Raw genomic sequence first — 17,078 nt, forward strand, 5'->3', positions numbered from 1 at the left:
CGGGACGAGGGGGTGGCGGGGTGCGGGCCCCCGTAGAATCCCGGGGCATGAGCGAGCCGCTTGACCCCGACATGTTCTCCGCCTGCCAGGGGCCGCCCCTCCCCATGCGGATGAACAACAAGTGGGGCCCGAAGATCATCACCTGCCTGAAGGACGGGAAGCGGCGCTTCTCGGAACTCCAGGTCCCGCTCAAGGGCATCACGCCCAAGGTCCTCTCCGAGTCCCTGCGCGCGATGGAGCGGGACGGGTTCCTCACCCGCACCTCCTACCCCGGGGTGCCGCCGCGCGTCGAGTACGAGCTGACCGAGCTGGGGCGCTCGACGCTCGAACCGATGGAAGCCTGGTGCGCCTGGGCCGAGCAGCACCTGGCCGAACTCGTCGACGCCCGCGCGGCCTACGACGACGCCTCCTGAGCCCTTGAGCCCTTGAGCCCTTGAGCCCTTGAGCCCTTGAGTCCGCCGGCCGCCGCCTTCCTATCGTTGCGGTAACCGAGGGGGCGGCGGATAGCTTTCCCGAGCAGGCCGGGGGAACCGGCGGAGCGCTACGGAGGGAAGCTGAGCGATGAGCAGGATCGTCGTGTTCGGAGCGGGTGGCAACGCCGGACGCCGTGCCGTCACCGAGGCCGTGACCCGCGGGCACCGGGTCACCGCGGTGGTGCGGGACCCGGCGAAGTACCGGGAGCTGGAGCGCGAGGGCGTGACCCTGGTCGGGGGCGACGTCACCGCGGCGGACAGCGTCGCCGCCGTCGCGGTCGGCCACGACGCCGTGATCTCCACGGTCTTCCGGGCCGACGTCGCCCCCGCCGACTTCTACGCCGCGGCCGCCGCCGCCCTGGTCGAGGGCCTGACCGGAGCCGGCGTCAGCCGCCTGGTCGCGGTCGGCGTGGGCACCGCGCTGGAGGCGGAGCCGGGCGTGGCCGTGCACGACGCGCCCGAATTCCCGGCGGCGTACCGGCAGTTCTCGATCGGCCACTCGGTCGAGAACGACGTCTACCGCGCCAGCGGGCTCGACTGGGTCGTCGTCACCCCGCCCCCCACCGTCCTGGACGCCGAGGCCGTGCGCACCGGCCGCTACCGCACCGGCGGCCCGGCCGTCCTGCCGACCGAGCCGGACGCCCCCGCCTTCTCCTACGCCGACCTGGCCGTCGCCCTGGTCGACGAGGCCACCCGGCCCGCCCACCACCGCGCGGTCGTCGCCGTCGGCTGACGCCGGGGCGCCGGGTCGCCGGGTCGGCGGGGCCCCGCCGTCCGTACCCGGCGCACCGGTCGGAGCGGGGCCGGAAATCCCTTACGGCAGGCGGGATCCCGCCGCTAGAGTGCCCGCCAGAGGACGCCCCCTCCGGGGCGTCGGGGGAGGGGTTTTCCAACCATGCCAAGACAGACGGGGCGGTGGCGGGGCAGGCGTCCCGCCGCCCTGTTCACCACGGCCGCGGTCGTGCTGGCGGGGATGGTGCTGTCCGCCGCGCCGGCCGCTGCCGCGCCGCCGATCCAGCAGGCGCCGCAGGTCTCGCTGGCGTACACCGACGAGGCCGCGCCGACGACGAGCCACCCGCAGCCGACCGGCGAACTGCCGCTGGGCAGTTGGCGCGACGAGCAGGGCGCCGCGCACACGTCGCGGGTGTACGCCTCCTTCGACCTGACGGGCTTCGCCGCCAAGGACACCGGGAAGCACGTGGTGGCCGGCTGGCTCGTCTTCGGCGAGACCTCGGCCGCGAGCTACGTCCCGCGGACCGTCGAGGTCTGGCAGACCGCGACGCCCACCGCCCCGGTCACCTGGCGCCGGGCGCCCGCCGAGAAGAAGAAGCTGGGCACGGTGACCGCCACCGCCGCCGGCCCCGCCTCCTACCTGCGGCTGGACCTGGACGACGCGGCCGCGAGCGCCGCCGCGTCCGGCAGCCGCACGCTCTCCCTCGAACTGCGGCTCTCCGACGCGGACGAGGCAAACCCCGCGCTGGGGCGCCGGCTGAACCCGCGCATGTTCCTGTACGCGACGTCCGACACCGCGCCCGGCACGCCCACCGACCTGTACAGCCAGCAGTACGCCTGCGCGGACAAGAACCGCCCCTACCTGGGCACCCTGACGCCACCGCTGACGGCGGTGCTGCACGACGCCGACCCGAACGACGAGTACCTCACGGGCACCTTCGCGATCTGGCCCTCCGGTCACCCGGAGCAGCGCACCGAGTTCACCGCCGCCAACACCGTCAAGGACTGCGGCCGGCCGGCGACCGTGCCGCCCGGTGTGCTCGCCGACGGCGGCACGTACAGCTGGCAGGTCCGGGGCGGCGACGGCACCGAGCTGTCCGCCTGGTCCAAGCCCTGCACCTTCCACGTCGACGTCACCAGTCCCGCCGCCGCGCCCGTGGTGACCTCGGCGAACTTCCCGGAGGGCCAGGTCGGCCCGGGCGGCGTCCCCGCCGAGTTCACGATCACCTCGAACGGGACCGCCGACGTCGAGGGCTACCAGTACGGCTGGAGCCAGGACCTGTCCGTCGACGGCTGGACCACCGGCCCGGACGGGCTCCCGCAGTGGACCGACCCGTACACCCGGCCGGGCCACGTCCGGGCGGACCGGCTCGGCGGCGCGGTCGACCTGACGCTGCCGCCGCCGGACGCCGGCCCGGCCACGCTCTTCGTCCGCAGCCTCGACCGGGCGGGCAACCCCTCGCCCACCACCAGCTACCGGTTCTACGTCCCCAGCACCATGCCCACGGTGACCGGTCTGCCGAACCCCGTGCTGCTGGACACCCCCTTCACCCTGCGACTGGCGCCCAACGCGAGCCTCGCCGCGGTCGACAGCTACACCGTGCAGGTCAACTACGACCCGCCCCAGACCGTGCCGGCCGCCGCCGACGGCACCGCCTCGGTGACGCTCGCCCTCGCCCGCGCCGGCGGCAGCCTCATCACCGTGCGCAGCCACAGCCCCAACGGCTGGGTCAGCTCCTCCAACCGGCTGTTCGCCTACGTCGACACCAGCCCCACCGTCAGCTCCGAGACCTACCCGGAGGACACCGGATCCGGCGCCACCGGCGGCGGGCCCGGGATCGCCGGCACCTTCACCTTCGCCCCGAAGGTGCGGAACACCGCGTCCTACACCTACTCCCTCGACTTCGGCCCCGAGACGACCGTCGCCGCGGCGGCGGACGGCACGGCGCAGATCTCCTGGGCCCCGGACAGCAGCGGGTCGCACACCGTCTACGTGTACTCGACCGACCGGGACGGGCGGACGTACGAGACGTACTACTACTACTTCACCGTGAACTGACGCCGCGACAGCGGAGTGAGGCGAGGGGGGCACGCGAACGCGTGCCCCCCTCGCCGTGGCCCGGCATCAGGCGTCCTTGAGGCCGGGGAAGTCCTCCTCCCAGAACTCGCGCTCGCCGCGCGGGCGTGCGGCGAGCGGCTCCGCCTCGCCGTGGCGTTCCCGCTCCCGGCCGCGCAGCTCGATGCGGCGGATCTTGCCGGAGATGGTCTTCGGCAGGTCGGCGAACTCCAGGCGGCGGATCCGCTTGTACGGGGCGAGCCGCTTGCGGGTGAAGGCCAGGATGGACCGCGCGGTCGCGGCGTCCGGCTCGTGGCCGGGGGCGAGGATGACGTACGCCTTGGGCACGGAGAGCCGCAGCGGGTCCGGGGAGGGGACGACGGCGGCCTCGGCCACCGCCGGGTGCTCGATCAGCACGCTCTCCAGCTCGAACGGGGAGAGCCGGTAGTCGCTGCTCTTGAACACGTCGTCGGCGCGGCCGACGAAGGTGTAGTAGCCGTCGGCGTCGCGCTGGGCGACGTCGCCGGTGTGGTAGCGGCCGCCGGCCATCGACTCGGCGTGGCGTTCGGGGTCGTCCTGGTAGCCGGTCATCAGGCCGAGGGGGGCGGAGACCAGGGGCAGGCAGAGTTCGCCGTCGACGCCGGTTCCGGTGATCTCCTCGCCGGTGACCGGGTCGACGAGGGTGACCTGGTAGCCGGGCAGCGGGCGGCCCATCGAGCCGGGTTTGACGGGCTGGCCGGGGGTGTTGCCGATCTGGGCGGTGGTCTCGGTCTGGCCGTAGCCGTCGCGCAGGGCGACGCCCCAGGCGCGTTCGATCCGTTCGACGACCTCGGGGTTCAACGGCTCGCCCGCGCCGACGAGTTCGCGCAGCGGGGGGCGCCACTGTTCGAGGTCCTCGAGCAGGAGCATCCGCCAGACGGTGGGGGGTGCGCAGAACGAGGTGACGCGGTGGCGCACCAGGGCGTCCAGGAGGGGGCGGGCGGAGAAACGGGGCTGGTTGACGATGAGGATCTCGGCGCCGGCGTTCCACGGGGCGAAGAAGTTGCTCCAGGCGTGCTTGGCCCAGCCGGGGGAGGAGACGTTGAGGTGGACGTCGCCGGGGCGCAGGCCGATCCAGTACATGGTGGAGAGGTGGCCGACGGGGTAGGAACGGTGGGTGTGCTGGACGAGTTTGGGGCTGCTGGTGGTGCCGGAGGTGAAGTACAGCAGCAGCGGGTCGTCGGCGCGGGTCGGCCCGTCGGGGGTGAAGCCGCCGGTGTGGGCGGCGGCGTCGGCGTAGTCCGTCCAGCCGGGGACGGGTGCGCCGACGGCGGTCCTGGTCCAGTCGCCGTCCAGCTGGGCGAAGTTGGCGGTCAGGGCGGATTCGGCGATCACGTGCCGGACCCGGCCGCGGGTGAGCCGGTCGGCGAGGTCGTCGGGGGTCAGCAGGGTACTGGCGGGGATGACGACCGCGCCGAGCTTGATCGCGGCGAGCATCACCTCCCACAGGGCGACCTGGTTGCCGAGCAGCAGCAGGATCCGGTCACCGCGCGCCACACCCCGTTCGCGCAGCCAGCCGGCGGTGCGGTCCGAGCGGGCGCTCAGCTCGGCGAAGCTCAGCGCGCTCTCGCCCAGCAGGGTGCCGTCCGCGTCCAGGTCGACGACGCGCAGGGCGGTCGCGTCGTTGCCGGCGGCCTCGGTGTCGAACCAGTCCAGCGCCCAGTTGAAGTGCTCGCCCGTCGGACGGGGGAAGGCGTGCGCGGCGTCGAGGTCGCCGCGTGCCGCGAGCAGGTGGTCCCGCGCGGCGCGGAAGTCGTGGTGCGCGGCGGAGTCGGTGTTCCGCCGAGCGGCCGTGTCCGGTGCCATCCGTGTGTCCGTCCCTGCCTGGTCGACCCCGGCCGCCGCCTCGTTGCCCGGCCGCGGGCATACCGGCACGCTGCCATTCGGCTGATCATCGGTCAAGAGTGACATGGCAGCTGACCTGGCCGGGGCGGTCGCGGAGGTGGGCCGAGACGGACGCGGAAGCGGCCGGGGAAGCCGCGACGAGACGGGGCGGGTGAGCGCGCGCAAACCCGGTACCGGGCGGGTCGGGCCTGCGGTTAGGATCGCTGGCACCTCCCGGGCGTGGGCGCAGAGGCCGCCGCCGCCGTTTTGGCAAAACGGAGCACGCCGGTTCGAATCCGGCCCCCGGGAGGCCCCACGGCCCAGGCCCCACGGCCCAGGCCCCACAGCCCGAGCCCCGGAGCGCGGGCCCCGGAGCGCGGCGGTCGAATCCGGCCAGGCCCGTTCCCGTCCCCGTTCCCGTTCCCGTTCCGCGAACCCCTCCGGGAGGACCGTCCGATGAGCACGACCCCGTCCGGCGTCGCCGGACCGTCGCCGGACCAGGGCGTTCCGGACGAGGCCGAGTTCGCGGCCTTCGAGCGGACGCTGGGCCGGCTGTGGCAGCTGCCCGTCGACCATCCGCTGCGGTTGCGGGCCGAGCGCGGGGCCGAGTCGTTCGTCCGGGACGGTCGGCACGCCCGTCGGCGCGGGCGCCGCGCGGAGGCGGCCAGGGCCGATGCCGCGCTGGTCGCGGCCACCGCCACCGGTGGCACCGACCGCCGGGAGGACGCCCCGCTGCCCGCAGCCGAGCGGCCCGCGCCGCTCGGCGAACTCGCCCGCCCGCAGCGCTGCTACGTCTGCAAGCGGTCGTACCGGCAGCTCGACGGCTTCTACCACCGGCTCTGCCCCGGCTGCGCGGGCGACAACACCGCCCGCCGGGCGCTCAGCACCGACCTGGCCGGGCGGCGGGTGCTGCTCACCGGCGGCCGGGTCAAGATCGGCTTCCAGCTGGCCCTGATGATGCTCCGCGACGGCGCCGAGCTGATCGTCACCAGCCGCTTCCCGCACGACACCCTGCGCCGCTTCCGCGCCGCCGAGGGCAGCGCCGGCTGGCTGGACCGGCTCCGGATCGTCGGCATCGACCTGCGCGACCCGCGCCAGGTCCTCGGCCTGTGCGAGCAACTGCGCGCGGAGGGGCGGCCGTTGGACATCCTGGTGAACAACGCCGCGCAGACCCTGCGCCGCCCGCCCGAGTCGTACGCGCTGCTGGCCGCCGGGGAGCACGGCGCCGTCCCCGCGCAGGTCGGGCACGCGCCCGGCTTCCGCCCGATGCCCGCGCTCACCGCCGCCTGGCCCGCCGCCGAACTCGCCACCGGGGAGGGATCGTTGACGCTCGCCGAGGTCGACGGCGGCGCGGTCGACGAGGCCGGGCTGCTGCCCGACACCGCGCCGCGCAACTCCTGGTCGGCGACGCTCGGCGCACTCGACCCGGCCGAGGTGCTGGAGACCCAGCTGGTCAACGCGCTCGCCCCCGCGCTGCTCTGCGACCGGCTGCTCCCGCTGCTGGAGTCCTCCCCGCACCCCGCCCGCTACATCGTCAACGTCACGGCGGTGGAAGGCCGGTTCGCCGTCCGCAACAAGATGCCCGGCCACCCGCACACCAACATGGCCAAGGCCGCGCTCAACATGCTCACCCGCACCAGCGCCGCCGAACTCGCCGAGCGCGGCGTCTACATGTGCGCGGTGGACACCGGCTGGATCACCGACGAGAACCCGGCCCCGAAGAAGTCCCGGCTGGCCGACCGCGGTTTCCGCACCCCGCTGGACATCGTCGACGGCGCCGCCCGCATCTACGACCCGATCGTCCGCGGCGAGGCCGGCGAACCGCTCGCGGGCGTCTTCCTGAAGGATTACCGGGTGGCGGAGTGGTGAGCACGCGGTCTACCATCGCCGCGACGGGGCCGTAGCACAGCGGCAGATGCGCCGCACTGCACATGCGGAGGACGTCGGTTCGAATCCGACCGGCCCCGTCACCCCCCCCGGGTCGGGTTCGGGGCTGTAGCACAGCGGCAGATGCACCGGCCGGCCTAGCCGGAGGACGCCGGTTCGAATCCGGTCGGCCCCACCCCCCGGGAGAGAAGCAGCCAAGGAGCCCGCATGCCAGAGGAGTTCGCCGGAGTCCCGTCCGTGATGCCCCGCCCGGTCGACGAACTCGCCCCGCTGCTGGCCTGGTTGCGCACCGGCACCGGCGCCGACCGGCGGATCGACTTCCCGGCCGGCGCCGCGCTCCCGGGCGGCCGGCTCGACCTGTGCAAGCAGCAACTCGGGCCGCGGGGAGCCGAGCTGGTCGCCGACGCGCTCGCCGAAGCCGCCCAGCACGACCCCGGCGACGGCGACGGCGATGGTGACGGCGGGGCGCCCGTCCGGCACCTGCTGCTCGGGACCGACGGGCTCGGTGACGACGGGGCCGACGCGTTCGCCGCCCGCGCCGCCGAAACCCCGGTCCGCACGCTCTACTTGGGCTGCAACGGGATCACCGCCGCGGGCGCCTGCCGGATCGCCGACCGGCTGCGCGCCTCGCCGCAGACCGTCCGCGCGCTGTGGCTCAAGCGCAACCCGCTCGGCCGCCGGGCCGGCCAGGCCGCCGCCGAACTGATCTCCTCCGCCGAGCAGTTGCGTACCCTCGACCTGGTGCAGACCGGCCTGGACGCCGCCGGGCTGACCGAACTCGTCGACGCCCTGTTGGCCGGCGGCCGCCGGTTCGAGCGGCTGTACCTCAGCGGCAACCCGCTCGGCCCGGCCGGCGCCGAACCGCTGGCCCGGCTGATCGCGGCCGGCGCCACCGACGAGCTGTACGCCTCCGCCGCCGGCCTCGGCGACACCGGGGCGACCGTCCTCGCCGCCGCGCTGCGCACCGCCCCGTACGGACGGCTGCGCCGGCTCTCGCTGGCCAGCTCGGGCCTCGGGCCTTGCGCGGCAGCGGAGTTGACCGTCGTGGCGGCCGCCGCCGGGGTGGAGCTGCTCGACCTGGGACGCGTCCCGGCCGCCCGGGTGCTGGGCGCCGACGACAACCGGATCGACCTGGCCGCCGCCGACCGGATCGGCGCCGCACTGGCCGCCGCCCCGCACCGCCTCGACCACCTGGTGCTGGCCCACACCGGCACGCGCAGCCGCGAGGCGCACCGGCTGCTCGACCACGCCGCCGGAGCGCCGACCCCGACCCGCTACCTGCTGGGCAAGGGCGTCGCGACCACCGTCCGGCGGCGGCTGAACGAGCTCAGCGCCGCCGTCCCGCCGCCCGTGCCCGGGTCCGACGTGGCGGCGGTGCGCAGCGTGCACCGCACCGCCCCCGGCCTGCCGGAGTAGGTCAGCGGGCGGCCATCCGCAGCGCGCCGTCCATCCGGATGGTCTCGCCGTTCAGGTAGTCGTGGTCGGCGATCAGGGCGACCAGCTTGGCGTACTCCTCCGGGCGGGCCAGCCGCTGCGGGAAGGTGACGGTCGCGGCGAGGCCGGAGCGGACCTCCTCGGAGAAGCCCGCCATCATCGGGGTGTCGACGATGCCCGGGGCGATGGTGACGACCCGGATGCCGTACTGCGCCAGGTCGCGCGCCGCCGTGATGGTCATGCCCGCCACGCCCGCCTTGGACGCCGCGTACGCGATCTGCCCGACCTGGCCCTCGAAGGCCGCGATGGACGCGGTGTTGACGACCAGCCCGCGCTGCCCGGCCTCGTCCGGCTCCTGCGCGGACATCGCTTCGGCGGCCAGCCGCATCACGTTGAAGGTGCCGACCAGGTTGACGTTCAGCACGCCGCGGAACAGCTCCAGGTCGTGCGCGCCGCGCCGGCCGACCACCCGGGCGGACGGGGCGATGCCCGCGCAGCTGACCGCCAGCCGCAGCGGGCGGCCGTCGGCGGCGATCCGGGCCAGCGCGTCGCGGACCGGCTGCTCCTCGGTGACGTCCGCCCCGAGCAGGGTGACGCCGTCGGGCCGCGCGGGGGCGGACTCCACGGCCTTGGGCAGGTCGAGGCCGTAGACGGTGGCGCCGAGCGAGGCCAGGTGGGCGGCGGTGGCCGCGCCGAGGCCGGAGGCGGCGCCGGTGACCAGGGCGGCGGTGCCGGACAGCTGCATGGGGGGAACGTCCTTTCCGAGAGGGTGAGTTGGCGTCGCTGGGTGGTGAACCCGGCTGGGCGGGAGGCGAGTCGGCGTCAGCGGGTGGCGAACTGACGGCTGATCACCAGGCGTTGGATCTGGTTGGTGCCCTCGAAGATCTGCATAATTTTTGCCTCGCGCATGTACCGCTCGACCGGGAAGTCCCGGGTGTAGCCGTAGCCGCCGAGCACCTGCACCGCGTCCGTGGTGACCTTCATCGCGGCGTCGGTGGCGACCAGCTTCGCCACGCTGGCCTGCCGGCTGAACGGGCGGCCCAGGTCGCGGCGGCGCGCCGCGTCCAGGTAGGTGGCGCGGGACGAGTCGACGGCGGCGGCCATGTCGGCGAGCAGGAAGCCCAGGCCCTGGTGGTCGACGATCCGGCGGCCGAAGGTGGTGCGCTCGTTGGCGTACGCGACGGCGTGGTCGAGCGCGGCCTGGGCCAGGCCGGTGGCGCAGGCCGCGATGCCGAGCCGGCCCGAGTCGAGCGCGGAGAACGCGATCGGCAGGCCCTGGCCCTCCGCGCCGATCAGCCGGTCGCGCTCCAGCAGCGCGCCGTCCCAGTACGCGGCGGTGGTCGGCACCGCGTTCAGCCCCATCTTCTCCTCCGGTGGTCCGAAGGTCAGGCCCTCGACCCGCCCCGGCGCCAGGAAGCACGACACGCCGTGCGGGCCGGGCGCCGTCCGGGCGAACAGCGCGTAGAAGTCGGCCTTGCCGCCGTGCGTGATCCACGCCTTGGTGCCGGTGATCCGGTAGCCCCCGTCGACCGGCTCGGCCTTGCAGTTCAGCGCCGCCGCGTCCGACCCCGCCTGCGGCTCGGACAGGCTGTAGCCGCCGACCAGCTCCCCCGCCAGCATCCGGGGCAGCCAGCGCTCCCGCTGCTCCGGCGTCCCGTACGCGGTCAGCGGGTGGCAGGCCAGCGTGTGCACGCTGGTGGCCACCGCGACGGCCGCCCAGCGGGACGCCAGCTCCTCCAGCACCTGCAGGTACACCTCGTACGGCTGCCCGCCGCCGCCGAACTCCTCCGGGTACGGCAGGCCCAGCAGCCCCGCCTGCCCGAGCAGCGCGAACAGCCCGTCCGGGTAGCGCTCCTCCTTCTCGTGGGAGGCGACCCTGGTCGCGAGCTCCCGGTCGGCGAGATCGCGGGTCAACGCGATCAGGTCGGCGGCTTCCTCGGTGGGCAGCAAGCGATCCACGGCCATGTTCCGGCTCCAAAGCGGTACGCAAAGCGGTACGCAAAGCGGTACGTCAGTACCGTTGAGCGTAGCGCAGGGCGGTCGTCCTCGGACAACCTTTCGGTGGCGGACGTTCGCCACCGGGGGCGGCCGGGGCAGCGCGGCGCAGGCGCGGACGCGGGGCGGACGCGGCGGGGGCGACTGTCATACTGGCCGGGTGATCGACAGCGCAGCCGAGAACCGGCCCACCGGACGGGGCGCCGCCCGTCGCAGCGCGCTCTTCGAGGAACTGGTGGCGCTGTTCGTGGCGGAGGGCTTCGCCCACTTCACCCTGGACGACCTGGCCGCCCGGCTGCACTGCTCCAAGCGCACGCTGTACGGGCTGGCCGGCTCCAAGGAACAGCTGGTCCGCGCGGCCGTGGTGCACTTCTTCCGCGAGGCGACCGCCCGGGTCGGCGCGGCGCTGGCCGCCGAGACCGACCCGGCCGCCCGGCTGGCGGCCTACCTGCGCGCCGTCTCCGCCGAACTCGCCCCCGGCTCGCCCCGGTTCTTCGACGACCTGGCGGCGTTCGAACCCGCCGCCGAGGTCTACGGCCGCAACACCCGGGCCGCCGCCCGCCAGATCCAGCTGCTGATCGACGACGGGGTGGCGGCGGGCGCCTTCCGCGAGACCCACGTGGCCTTCGCGGCGGACGTGATCAGCTCGGTGATGGTGCGCATCCAGCAGCGCCAGGTCGCCGAGGCCACCGGCCTCGCCGACGCCGAGGCGTACGGGCACCTGGCGGAGCTGCTGCTGCACGGCCTGCTGCGCTGAGGTGCCGAGGCGCGGCCCGTGCGGCGGCGTCGGTCGTTCGGTCCTCGGGGGGCCTCCGCGTCAGTGCTCCGAAGTGGGGGCGGCCTCCGGTTCGCCCCGCTCGGCGTCGGTGCCGGTGCTTGCGGTGCTGCCGCAGAGGGGGCAGCGGCCGTTCTCGCGGACCTTGCCGCACTCCGCGCAGAGCAGGTGCAGGAAGCAGGCCGGCTCGCCGCCCGCGGGTTCGGTGGGTTCCATGGCGTCCAGTGTGCCGCGCCGGGGTGCCGGTTCGACAGGGGAGCCGTCCGGTCGTTCGACCGACGGATCCGCCTTTCCGATAGTCCGACCTACGCCTAGTCCGACCTATGTCGGCCGCACGGGTTCTTGGTCGGTCGCGGCGGTGCGCCGGGGCGCGGTCACCCGCCAGGGCGGTCGATCCTGCCGGGAGTTGACGACGACGGCGGCGGGAGGTGGCTGAACGGTGAGTATCGGTCGGCGCGGTTGGTGGCGCATCGGCATCGCGGCAGCGTTGTGCGTGGCCGGGACCGGAACGGCGGCGGTGGCGTCCGGCGAGGCACCGGCGGGCGTGCGCCCGGCGGTCAGCGCGGACGAGCAGCGCGCCCCGAACAGCGAGGACGGCCTGCAAGTGGTGAGCGTCTCGGTGGACCGCACCAAGGTCCGCGGCCTCACCGTGGTGCGGGCCCTGCTCGCCAACCTCGGCCCGAACCCGGTCACCGACCGCTTCACCGCCACCGTGCGACTGCCCAAGGGCGTCACGGTGGAAGGGCGGATCTTCCCGGACGACTGCCGACTGGACGACCGCGGACGTGAATTGACCTGCCGGTTCCGCAAGGGCCTGGGGCTGCGCCGCACGGCGACGGTACTCGTCCCGCTGCGGGTCGCCGACGACGTGCGCCCCGGGCAGCGGCTCGCCGGCACGGTCTCGCTACAGGACCCGGACCACCCCACCCGGAGCGCCCCGACCCGGGCCTACACCATCGACGTCCAGTAGCCGATGAGCGGCAACCACCTTCGCAGACCGGGCAGTTGCGCCGTCCGATCGACGCCCCTGCCGATTCCCCCGCCCCCTCCTCGCCGGCCGATCGGAGCTCCGTGTCCCTGCCCCGCCGCCTAGCGCTGCTGTCGCTGCTGCTCGTCGCACCACTGCTGCCGGCGGTGCCGGCCGCCGCCGCGCCGCAGATCCAGCAGCGCAGCCTCACCCCGACCAGCGCCCTGCCGGACACGCCCGTCGCGGCGACGCTCTCGGTCGGCTCGCTGACGACCTGCGTCACCGTCGACGAACTCGGCGTCGGCGTCCGGGACGCCAACCAGCAGAACCTGGACTTCCCCGGCTCGGCCGGGCGCACCCGGATCTGCCCCGGCGGCTACACCCTGACCACCGCCACCCGCAGCTTCCCGGCCGGGACGTACACCGAGTTCGGCTTCTACCGGATCGGCTCGACGTACTACAACCTGCCGAGCAAGACCCTGACCGTCGCCGCGCCCACCGTCCGCCAGCTCGCCCTGGTGCCGACCAAGGCCGTCGCCGAGACCGAGGTGACCGGCACCCTCGCGCTCAGCGCCACCTCCTGCCTGGCCGTCGACGAGGTCGGCATCGGCGTCCGGGACGCCGACCAGCAGAACCTGGACTTCCCCGGCACCGCGTCCAACGTCCAACTCTGCCCGCAGGGTTACGTGCTGACCACCGGCGCCCGGAGCTTCCCCGAGGGCAGCTACACCGAGTTCGGCTGGTACCGGATCGGCAGCGAGTACCACAACCTGCCCAGCAAGACCCTGACCGTCACCAAGGCCGTCACCCCGCCGATCCCGCCGATCCCCGCCGGGCAGCTGGTCTTCGACGAGAACTTCAGCAACCCGCCGCTGCTGGGCACCACGTGGGAGGACGACCGCACCAGCGCGTACCGGTACGGCAACCACAACCCGGACGACGACAAGCTGGACTGGCTCCAGCCCGGCGCGCTGAGCACCGCGAACGGCGCCAACACCTTCACCGCCACGCCCGGGGCCAACCGGCTGGAGAACGGCAAGCAGTCCTGGGACACCGGCCTGCTCACCACCGAGTACACCCAGCAGGGCTTCCAGGTCCGCCCCGGCGACTACGCGGAGGTCCGGCTCCAGCTGCCCAGCGGCTACGGCGCCTGGCCCGCGCTGTGGACCTGGAAGGACGGCGGCAACGAGATCGACTCCTTCGAGTACCACCCCGACAACCCGAACCTGCTGGAACTCTCCAACCGCATCAACAGCGCCGGCACCTACTACACCGACGCGGACGCGATCTACCCCGGCGCCTGGGTCAGCATCGGCGTCCACTACGGGGCCTACAACAACGACTGGTACATCAACCACAAGCTGGTCTTCTCCGACCACACCGGCACCGGCCCGAACTGGAGCGCCTACCTGATCCTCAACCTGTCCGTCTGCGCGGGCTACTGGCACCCGTCGCCGGTCAACGACGACGCGATCACCGCGGCCGCGGACTACCTGCGGGTGTGGCGGCCCCAGGCCTGATCGCGCACGTAAGCACGTAAGCGCGCAAGCACGTAAGCGCGCAGGCACGCAGGCACGCAGCTCCCGGCGGGGCGGCACCCGGGCTCTGGCCCTTCGGTGCCGCCCCGCCGGCGTGTCACGGGGCCGGAGCGCCGGCGGGTCAGGGCAGTTCCACCACCTGCCCGGCGAAGCTCAGGCCCGCGCCGAAGCCCACCAGCAGGGCCAGCCCGCCGGGGCCGGCCGCGCCCTCGCTGAGCAGGCGTTCCAGCGCGAGCGGGACCGAGGCGGCGGAGGTGTTGCCGGTGTCGACCACGTCCCGGGCGACCGCGACGGAGGCCGGGAGCTTGAGCGCGTCCGCCGCAGCGTCGACGATGCGCAGGTTCGCCTGGTGCGGGACGAACGCCGCCAGGTCCTCCGGGGCCACCCCGGCCGCGGCCAGTGCCTCCCGGCCGACCCGGGGGACGGTCTCCACCGCCCAGCGGAACACCGCCGGGCCCTCCATCCGCAGCGTCGGCCACGGGGGCGGGTCGGCCGAGCGCAGGTCGCGCCAGCCGTGGGCGTGGGCGATCGCCCCCGGGCGGGAGCCGTCCGCGCCCCACACCACCGGGCCGATGCCCGGCCGGGCGGCCGGGCCGACGACCACCGCGCCCGCGCCGTCGCCGAACAGGAAGGCGGTGCCCCGGTCGGCCGGGTCGATCAGGTCGCTCATCCGCTCCGCGCCGACCACCACCACGTACCGGCTGTGCCCCGAGCGGACCAGGCCGTCGGCCAGGGCCAGTGCGTGGCAGAACCCCGCGCAGGCCGCGCCCAGGTCGACCGCGCCCGCGTGCGTCGCGCCCACCAGGTGGGCGACCCGGGGTGCGGCGGGCGGGGACTGCTCCAGGTGCGACATGGTGGCCAGCAGGAGGGTGTCCACGTTCTCCGGGGCCACCCCCGCGTGGGCGAGTGCCTTCACGGCCGCCGCCGCGGCCATCGTCACCAGGGACTCGTCCGGGCCGGCGAAACGGCGGGCGGCGATGCCCGAGCGGCGCCGGATCCACTCGTCGCTGGAGTCGATCGGCCCCGCCACCTCCTCGTTCCCGACCACCCGGGTGGGCCGGTAGCCGCCCACCCCCAGGATCCGCGCCCCCGCGACCGGCGCGGCCGCGCGCAGCACGCCGGGAGCCCGCAGCGTGCCGGGATCGTCCGCCGGGCCGTCCGCGGGGTCGTCCGCCAGGTCGTTCGCGAGGTCGTTCGCCGTACCGGGGGCCCCCACCGGTTCCGTTGTCGTCGTCACGTCGGCGGCCGTGCTCATCGTCCCGCCTCCACCCGTTCGCGCGGCGCGACCGCCTGGGCCGAGCCGAACTCGCCGTCCAGGTAGCGCCGCAGGGTCTCCCGGCGCTGCACCTTGCCGCTGGAGGTCTTCGGCAGCGAGCCCCGGCGGACCAGCAGGATCTCGTCCGCCTCCAGCCGCTGGTTCTCGTGCACGGCCCGGCGGATCCGCTCGCGCAGCAGCTCGCCGCCGCCGCGCAGGGTCCGCCCGTCCGCCTCGACCACCAGGACCAGGCGTTCGCTGGTGCCGTCGTCGGCGGAGAACGCCGCCGCGCAGTTCGGGTGCAGGCCCGGGTCGGCGCTCTCCGCGGAGAGTTCGATGTCCTGCGGGTAGAAGTTGCGGCCCTGCCGGATCACCACGTCCTTGATCCGGCCGGTGACGAACAGCTCGCCGTCGGCCAGGAAGCCCAGGTCACCCGTGCGCAGCCAGCTCCGCTGCTCGGTACGGTCGCTGCGGCGGGCCCGGAAGGTCTCCTCGGACTCCTCCGGGCGGCCGTGGTAGCCGGACGCGACGCACGGGCCGCTCACCCAGATCTCGCCGACCCGCCCCTCCGGCCGGGTGGTGCGCTCCACCGGGTCGACGATCCGCACCAGGCTGTCGCCGACCACCGCGCCGCAGCCCACCGCCGGCAGCACCCCGGGGGCGTCGGAGCGCGGCACCCGCACCGCCCGGCCCGCCCGCAGCTCCTCCGCGGACAGCCAGAGCACCGTCGGCACCCGGTCCTCCGGACTGCCGGTCGCCTTCAGGGTGTTCTCCGCCAGCCCGTACCCCGGGCACATCGCCTCCGGCCGGAACCCCGCCGGGGCCAGCGCCTCGGTGAACGCCCGCACCGTCTGCCAGCGCACCGGCTCCGCGCCGTTCGCCGCCACCCGCCAGGACGACAGGTCGAGCCCGGACGGCAGCCCCTCCTCGCCGACCGCCCGCACGCACAGCTCGTACGCGAAGCTGGGCGCCGCCGCGTGCGTCCCGCCGAACCGGGAGACCGCCTCCAGCCAGCGGGCCGGCCGCCGGATGAACGCGTCCGGCGCCATCAGGTACGACGGGATGCCCGCCCACAGCGGCAGCACGACGCCGAACAGCATCCCCATGTCGTGGAAGAGCGGCAGCCAGTTCACCACCCGGGCGTCGCCCCGGCACGGCCACAGCCGGTCCGTCTCGTCCACGTTGGCACCGAAGTTGGCGTGCGTGACCCGCACGCCCTTCGGCGTCCCCGTCGACCCGGAGGTGTACTGCAGCAGCGCCAGCTCCTCGGACCCGATCGGCCGCGGCCGCCAACCCGCCACCGCCGCCGGGTCGGTGAGCTCGGCCTCGGCCGCCAGCGTCTCGGGGTCGTGCAGGGTCAGCCCCGCCAGCTCGGGCAGCGCGCCGAACCGCTCCAGCAGGTCCCGCCGCACCTCCGGGGTGGTCAGCACCACGGTGGTGCCGGCGTCGTCCGCGATCGCCCGCAGTCGCGCCAACCCGCGAGCCCGGGACGGTACTTGCACCGGGGCCGCGGCAACTCCCGCGTACATGCAGCCCAGCAGGTCCGAGACGAACCCCAGCCCGGACGGGTGCAGCAGCAGCACGCTGCGCCCGGCCAGCCGCAGGGCCGTCAGCCGTGCCGCCACCGCCCGCGCCCTGGCGTCCAGTTGGCGGTAGGTCAGGGTCTCGGCGACCTCCTCGCCGTTGTGCAGGAAGGCGTACGCCAGCTCGTCGGGCTGCTCGACGGCGCGCCGGGCCAGCACGTCCGGCAGGCTCGGCAGCGCGCCGGGCCGTCCGTCGGACGCTGCGGCGGGTGTCGCGGCGGGTGTCGTCGCGGATGTCGTGGCGGATGTCGTGGCGGGCGTTCCGTCGGACGCTGCGGCGGGCGTCGTGTCGGGCGCCGTGTCGGGCGTCGCGTCGAATGGGCCGTCCGGCAGGGCGTTCGGCAGTGCGTGCGGCGCGGTGCCGGGAACGCGATCGGTCATGGCAGGCATCCTCGTTCGCTGTGGGCCGGGCGGGTCCGACGGCCTGGGTCGGGCCGCGGTCAGGTGCGCCGGGAGACGGGTCGGGCCGGGGAGCTGGGCCGGGCCGTGGGGCCGGACCGGCCATGGGGTCGGGCTGGGC

General features: G+C 74.8%; 14 protein-coding genes and 3 tRNA genes. 11 read left to right on the forward strand and 6 right to left on the reverse strand.

Annotated elements, in window-relative coordinates; genetic code table 11:
- The first annotated feature begins 47 nt into the window (after positions 1 to 47).
- The 3 genes from KSE_RS32320 (at position 48) to KSE_RS32330 (ending at position 3,264) form a co-directional block, all read left to right on the forward strand.
- Entirely contained in the window at positions 48 to 413 is a 366-nt protein-coding gene (locus KSE_RS32320) for a winged helix-turn-helix transcriptional regulator (protein ID WP_014139594.1), read from the forward strand.
- Positions 414 to 561: 148 nt separating this feature from the next.
- A complete protein-coding gene (locus KSE_RS32325) occupies positions 562 to 1,206 on the forward strand; it encodes an NAD(P)-dependent oxidoreductase (protein WP_014139595.1) in 645 nt (214 codons plus the stop codon).
- 162 nt (positions 1,207 to 1,368) lie between these two features.
- On the forward strand, positions 1,369 to 3,264 hold the full coding sequence (locus KSE_RS32330) for a hypothetical protein (protein ID WP_148283191.1): 1,896 nt from the start codon (positions 1,369 to 1,371) through the stop codon (positions 3,262 to 3,264).
- A gap of 66 nt (positions 3,265 to 3,330) precedes the next feature.
- Here the strand turns inward: KSE_RS32330 and KSE_RS32335 are convergent, their stop codons facing one another.
- Positions 3,331 to 5,106 (reverse strand): AMP-binding protein, encoded by a 1,776-nt coding sequence (locus KSE_RS32335; protein ID WP_014139597.1) that lies wholly within the window; start codon positions 5,104 to 5,106, stop codon positions 3,331 to 3,333.
- Between the two features lie 251 nt (positions 5,107 to 5,357).
- On the opposite strand from KSE_RS32335, the gene KSE_RS42430 reads away from it, so the two are divergent.
- The 5 genes from KSE_RS42430 (at position 5,358) to KSE_RS32355 (ending at position 8,427) form a co-directional block, all read left to right on the forward strand.
- A tRNA-Ala gene (locus tag KSE_RS42430) sits at positions 5,358 to 5,433 on the forward strand.
- 147 nt (positions 5,434 to 5,580) lie between these two features.
- A complete protein-coding gene (locus KSE_RS32340; protein ID WP_014139598.1) occupies positions 5,581 to 6,993 on the forward strand; it encodes an SDR family NAD(P)-dependent oxidoreductase in 1,413 nt (470 codons plus the stop codon).
- 25 nt (positions 6,994 to 7,018) lie between these two features.
- Positions 7,019 to 7,091: transfer RNA gene (locus KSE_RS32345), tRNA-Cys, on the forward strand.
- Positions 7,092 to 7,113: 22 nt separating this feature from the next.
- Positions 7,114 to 7,186: transfer RNA gene (locus KSE_RS32350), tRNA-Gly, on the forward strand.
- Positions 7,187 to 7,218: 32 nt separating this feature from the next.
- Positions 7,219 to 8,427: a leucine-rich repeat domain-containing protein gene (locus KSE_RS32355; RefSeq protein WP_014139599.1), complete on the forward strand. Its 1,209-nt coding sequence runs from the start codon at positions 7,219 to 7,221 to the stop codon at positions 8,425 to 8,427.
- Position 8,428: 1 nt separating this feature from the next.
- On the opposite strand, the gene KSE_RS32360 is transcribed toward KSE_RS32355, so the two are convergent.
- Together KSE_RS32360 and KSE_RS32365 are read right to left on the reverse strand one after the other, a co-directional pair.
- Entirely contained in the window at positions 8,429 to 9,190 is a 762-nt protein-coding gene (locus tag KSE_RS32360; RefSeq protein WP_014139600.1) for an SDR family NAD(P)-dependent oxidoreductase, read from the reverse strand.
- Positions 9,191 to 9,267: 77 nt separating this feature from the next.
- The gene (locus KSE_RS32365) at positions 9,268 to 10,410 is read right to left on the reverse strand and encodes an acyl-CoA dehydrogenase family protein (RefSeq protein ID WP_014139601.1); all 1,143 of its coding nucleotides are present in this window, start codon (positions 10,408 to 10,410) and stop codon (positions 9,268 to 9,270) included.
- A gap of 190 nt (positions 10,411 to 10,600) precedes the next feature.
- On the opposite strand from KSE_RS32365, the gene KSE_RS32370 reads away from it, so the two are divergent.
- Positions 10,601 to 11,197 carry a TetR/AcrR family transcriptional regulator gene (locus KSE_RS32370; RefSeq protein WP_014139602.1) on the forward strand — a complete coding sequence of 199 codons (597 nt, stop codon included), beginning with the start codon at positions 10,601 to 10,603 and terminating at the stop codon, positions 11,195 to 11,197.
- 60 nt (positions 11,198 to 11,257) lie between these two features.
- Here the strand turns inward: KSE_RS32370 and KSE_RS43090 are convergent, their stop codons facing one another.
- Positions 11,258 to 11,431, reverse strand: a complete 174-nt coding sequence (locus KSE_RS43090) for a hypothetical protein (protein WP_014139603.1) — start codon at positions 11,429 to 11,431, stop codon at positions 11,258 to 11,260.
- A 223-nt stretch (positions 11,432 to 11,654) separates the two neighbouring features.
- Between KSE_RS43090 and KSE_RS32375 the strand changes: the two genes are divergently transcribed.
- Together KSE_RS32375 and KSE_RS40490 are read left to right on the forward strand one after the other, a co-directional pair.
- A complete protein-coding gene (locus KSE_RS32375; protein ID WP_014139604.1) occupies positions 11,655 to 12,185 on the forward strand; it encodes a hypothetical protein in 531 nt (176 codons plus the stop codon).
- Between the two features lie 101 nt (positions 12,186 to 12,286).
- Complete coding sequence (locus KSE_RS40490; protein WP_014139605.1) at positions 12,287 to 13,702, forward strand: glycoside hydrolase family 16 protein; 1,416 nt, start codon at positions 12,287 to 12,289, stop codon at positions 13,700 to 13,702.
- A 139-nt stretch (positions 13,703 to 13,841) separates the two neighbouring features.
- Here KSE_RS40490 and KSE_RS32385 read toward each other — a convergent pair whose 3' ends face one another.
- Positions 13,842 to 14,975 (reverse strand): beta-ketoacyl-ACP synthase III, encoded by a 1,134-nt coding sequence (locus tag KSE_RS32385; protein ID WP_081539720.1) that lies wholly within the window; start codon positions 14,973 to 14,975, stop codon positions 13,842 to 13,844.
- Positions 14,972 to 16,939 (reverse strand): fatty acyl-AMP ligase, encoded by a 1,968-nt coding sequence (locus KSE_RS32390; RefSeq protein WP_106437770.1) that lies wholly within the window; start codon positions 16,937 to 16,939, stop codon positions 14,972 to 14,974. The genes KSE_RS32385 and KSE_RS32390 overlap by 4 nt, the downstream gene beginning before the upstream one ends.
- Positions 16,940 to 17,078 lie beyond the last annotated feature (139 nt).

Origin of the sequence: Kitasatospora setae KM-6054 (assembly GCF_000269985.1) — a bacterium.
Taxonomy (GTDB): Bacteria; Actinomycetota; Actinomycetes; order Streptomycetales; family Streptomycetaceae; genus Kitasatospora; species Kitasatospora setae.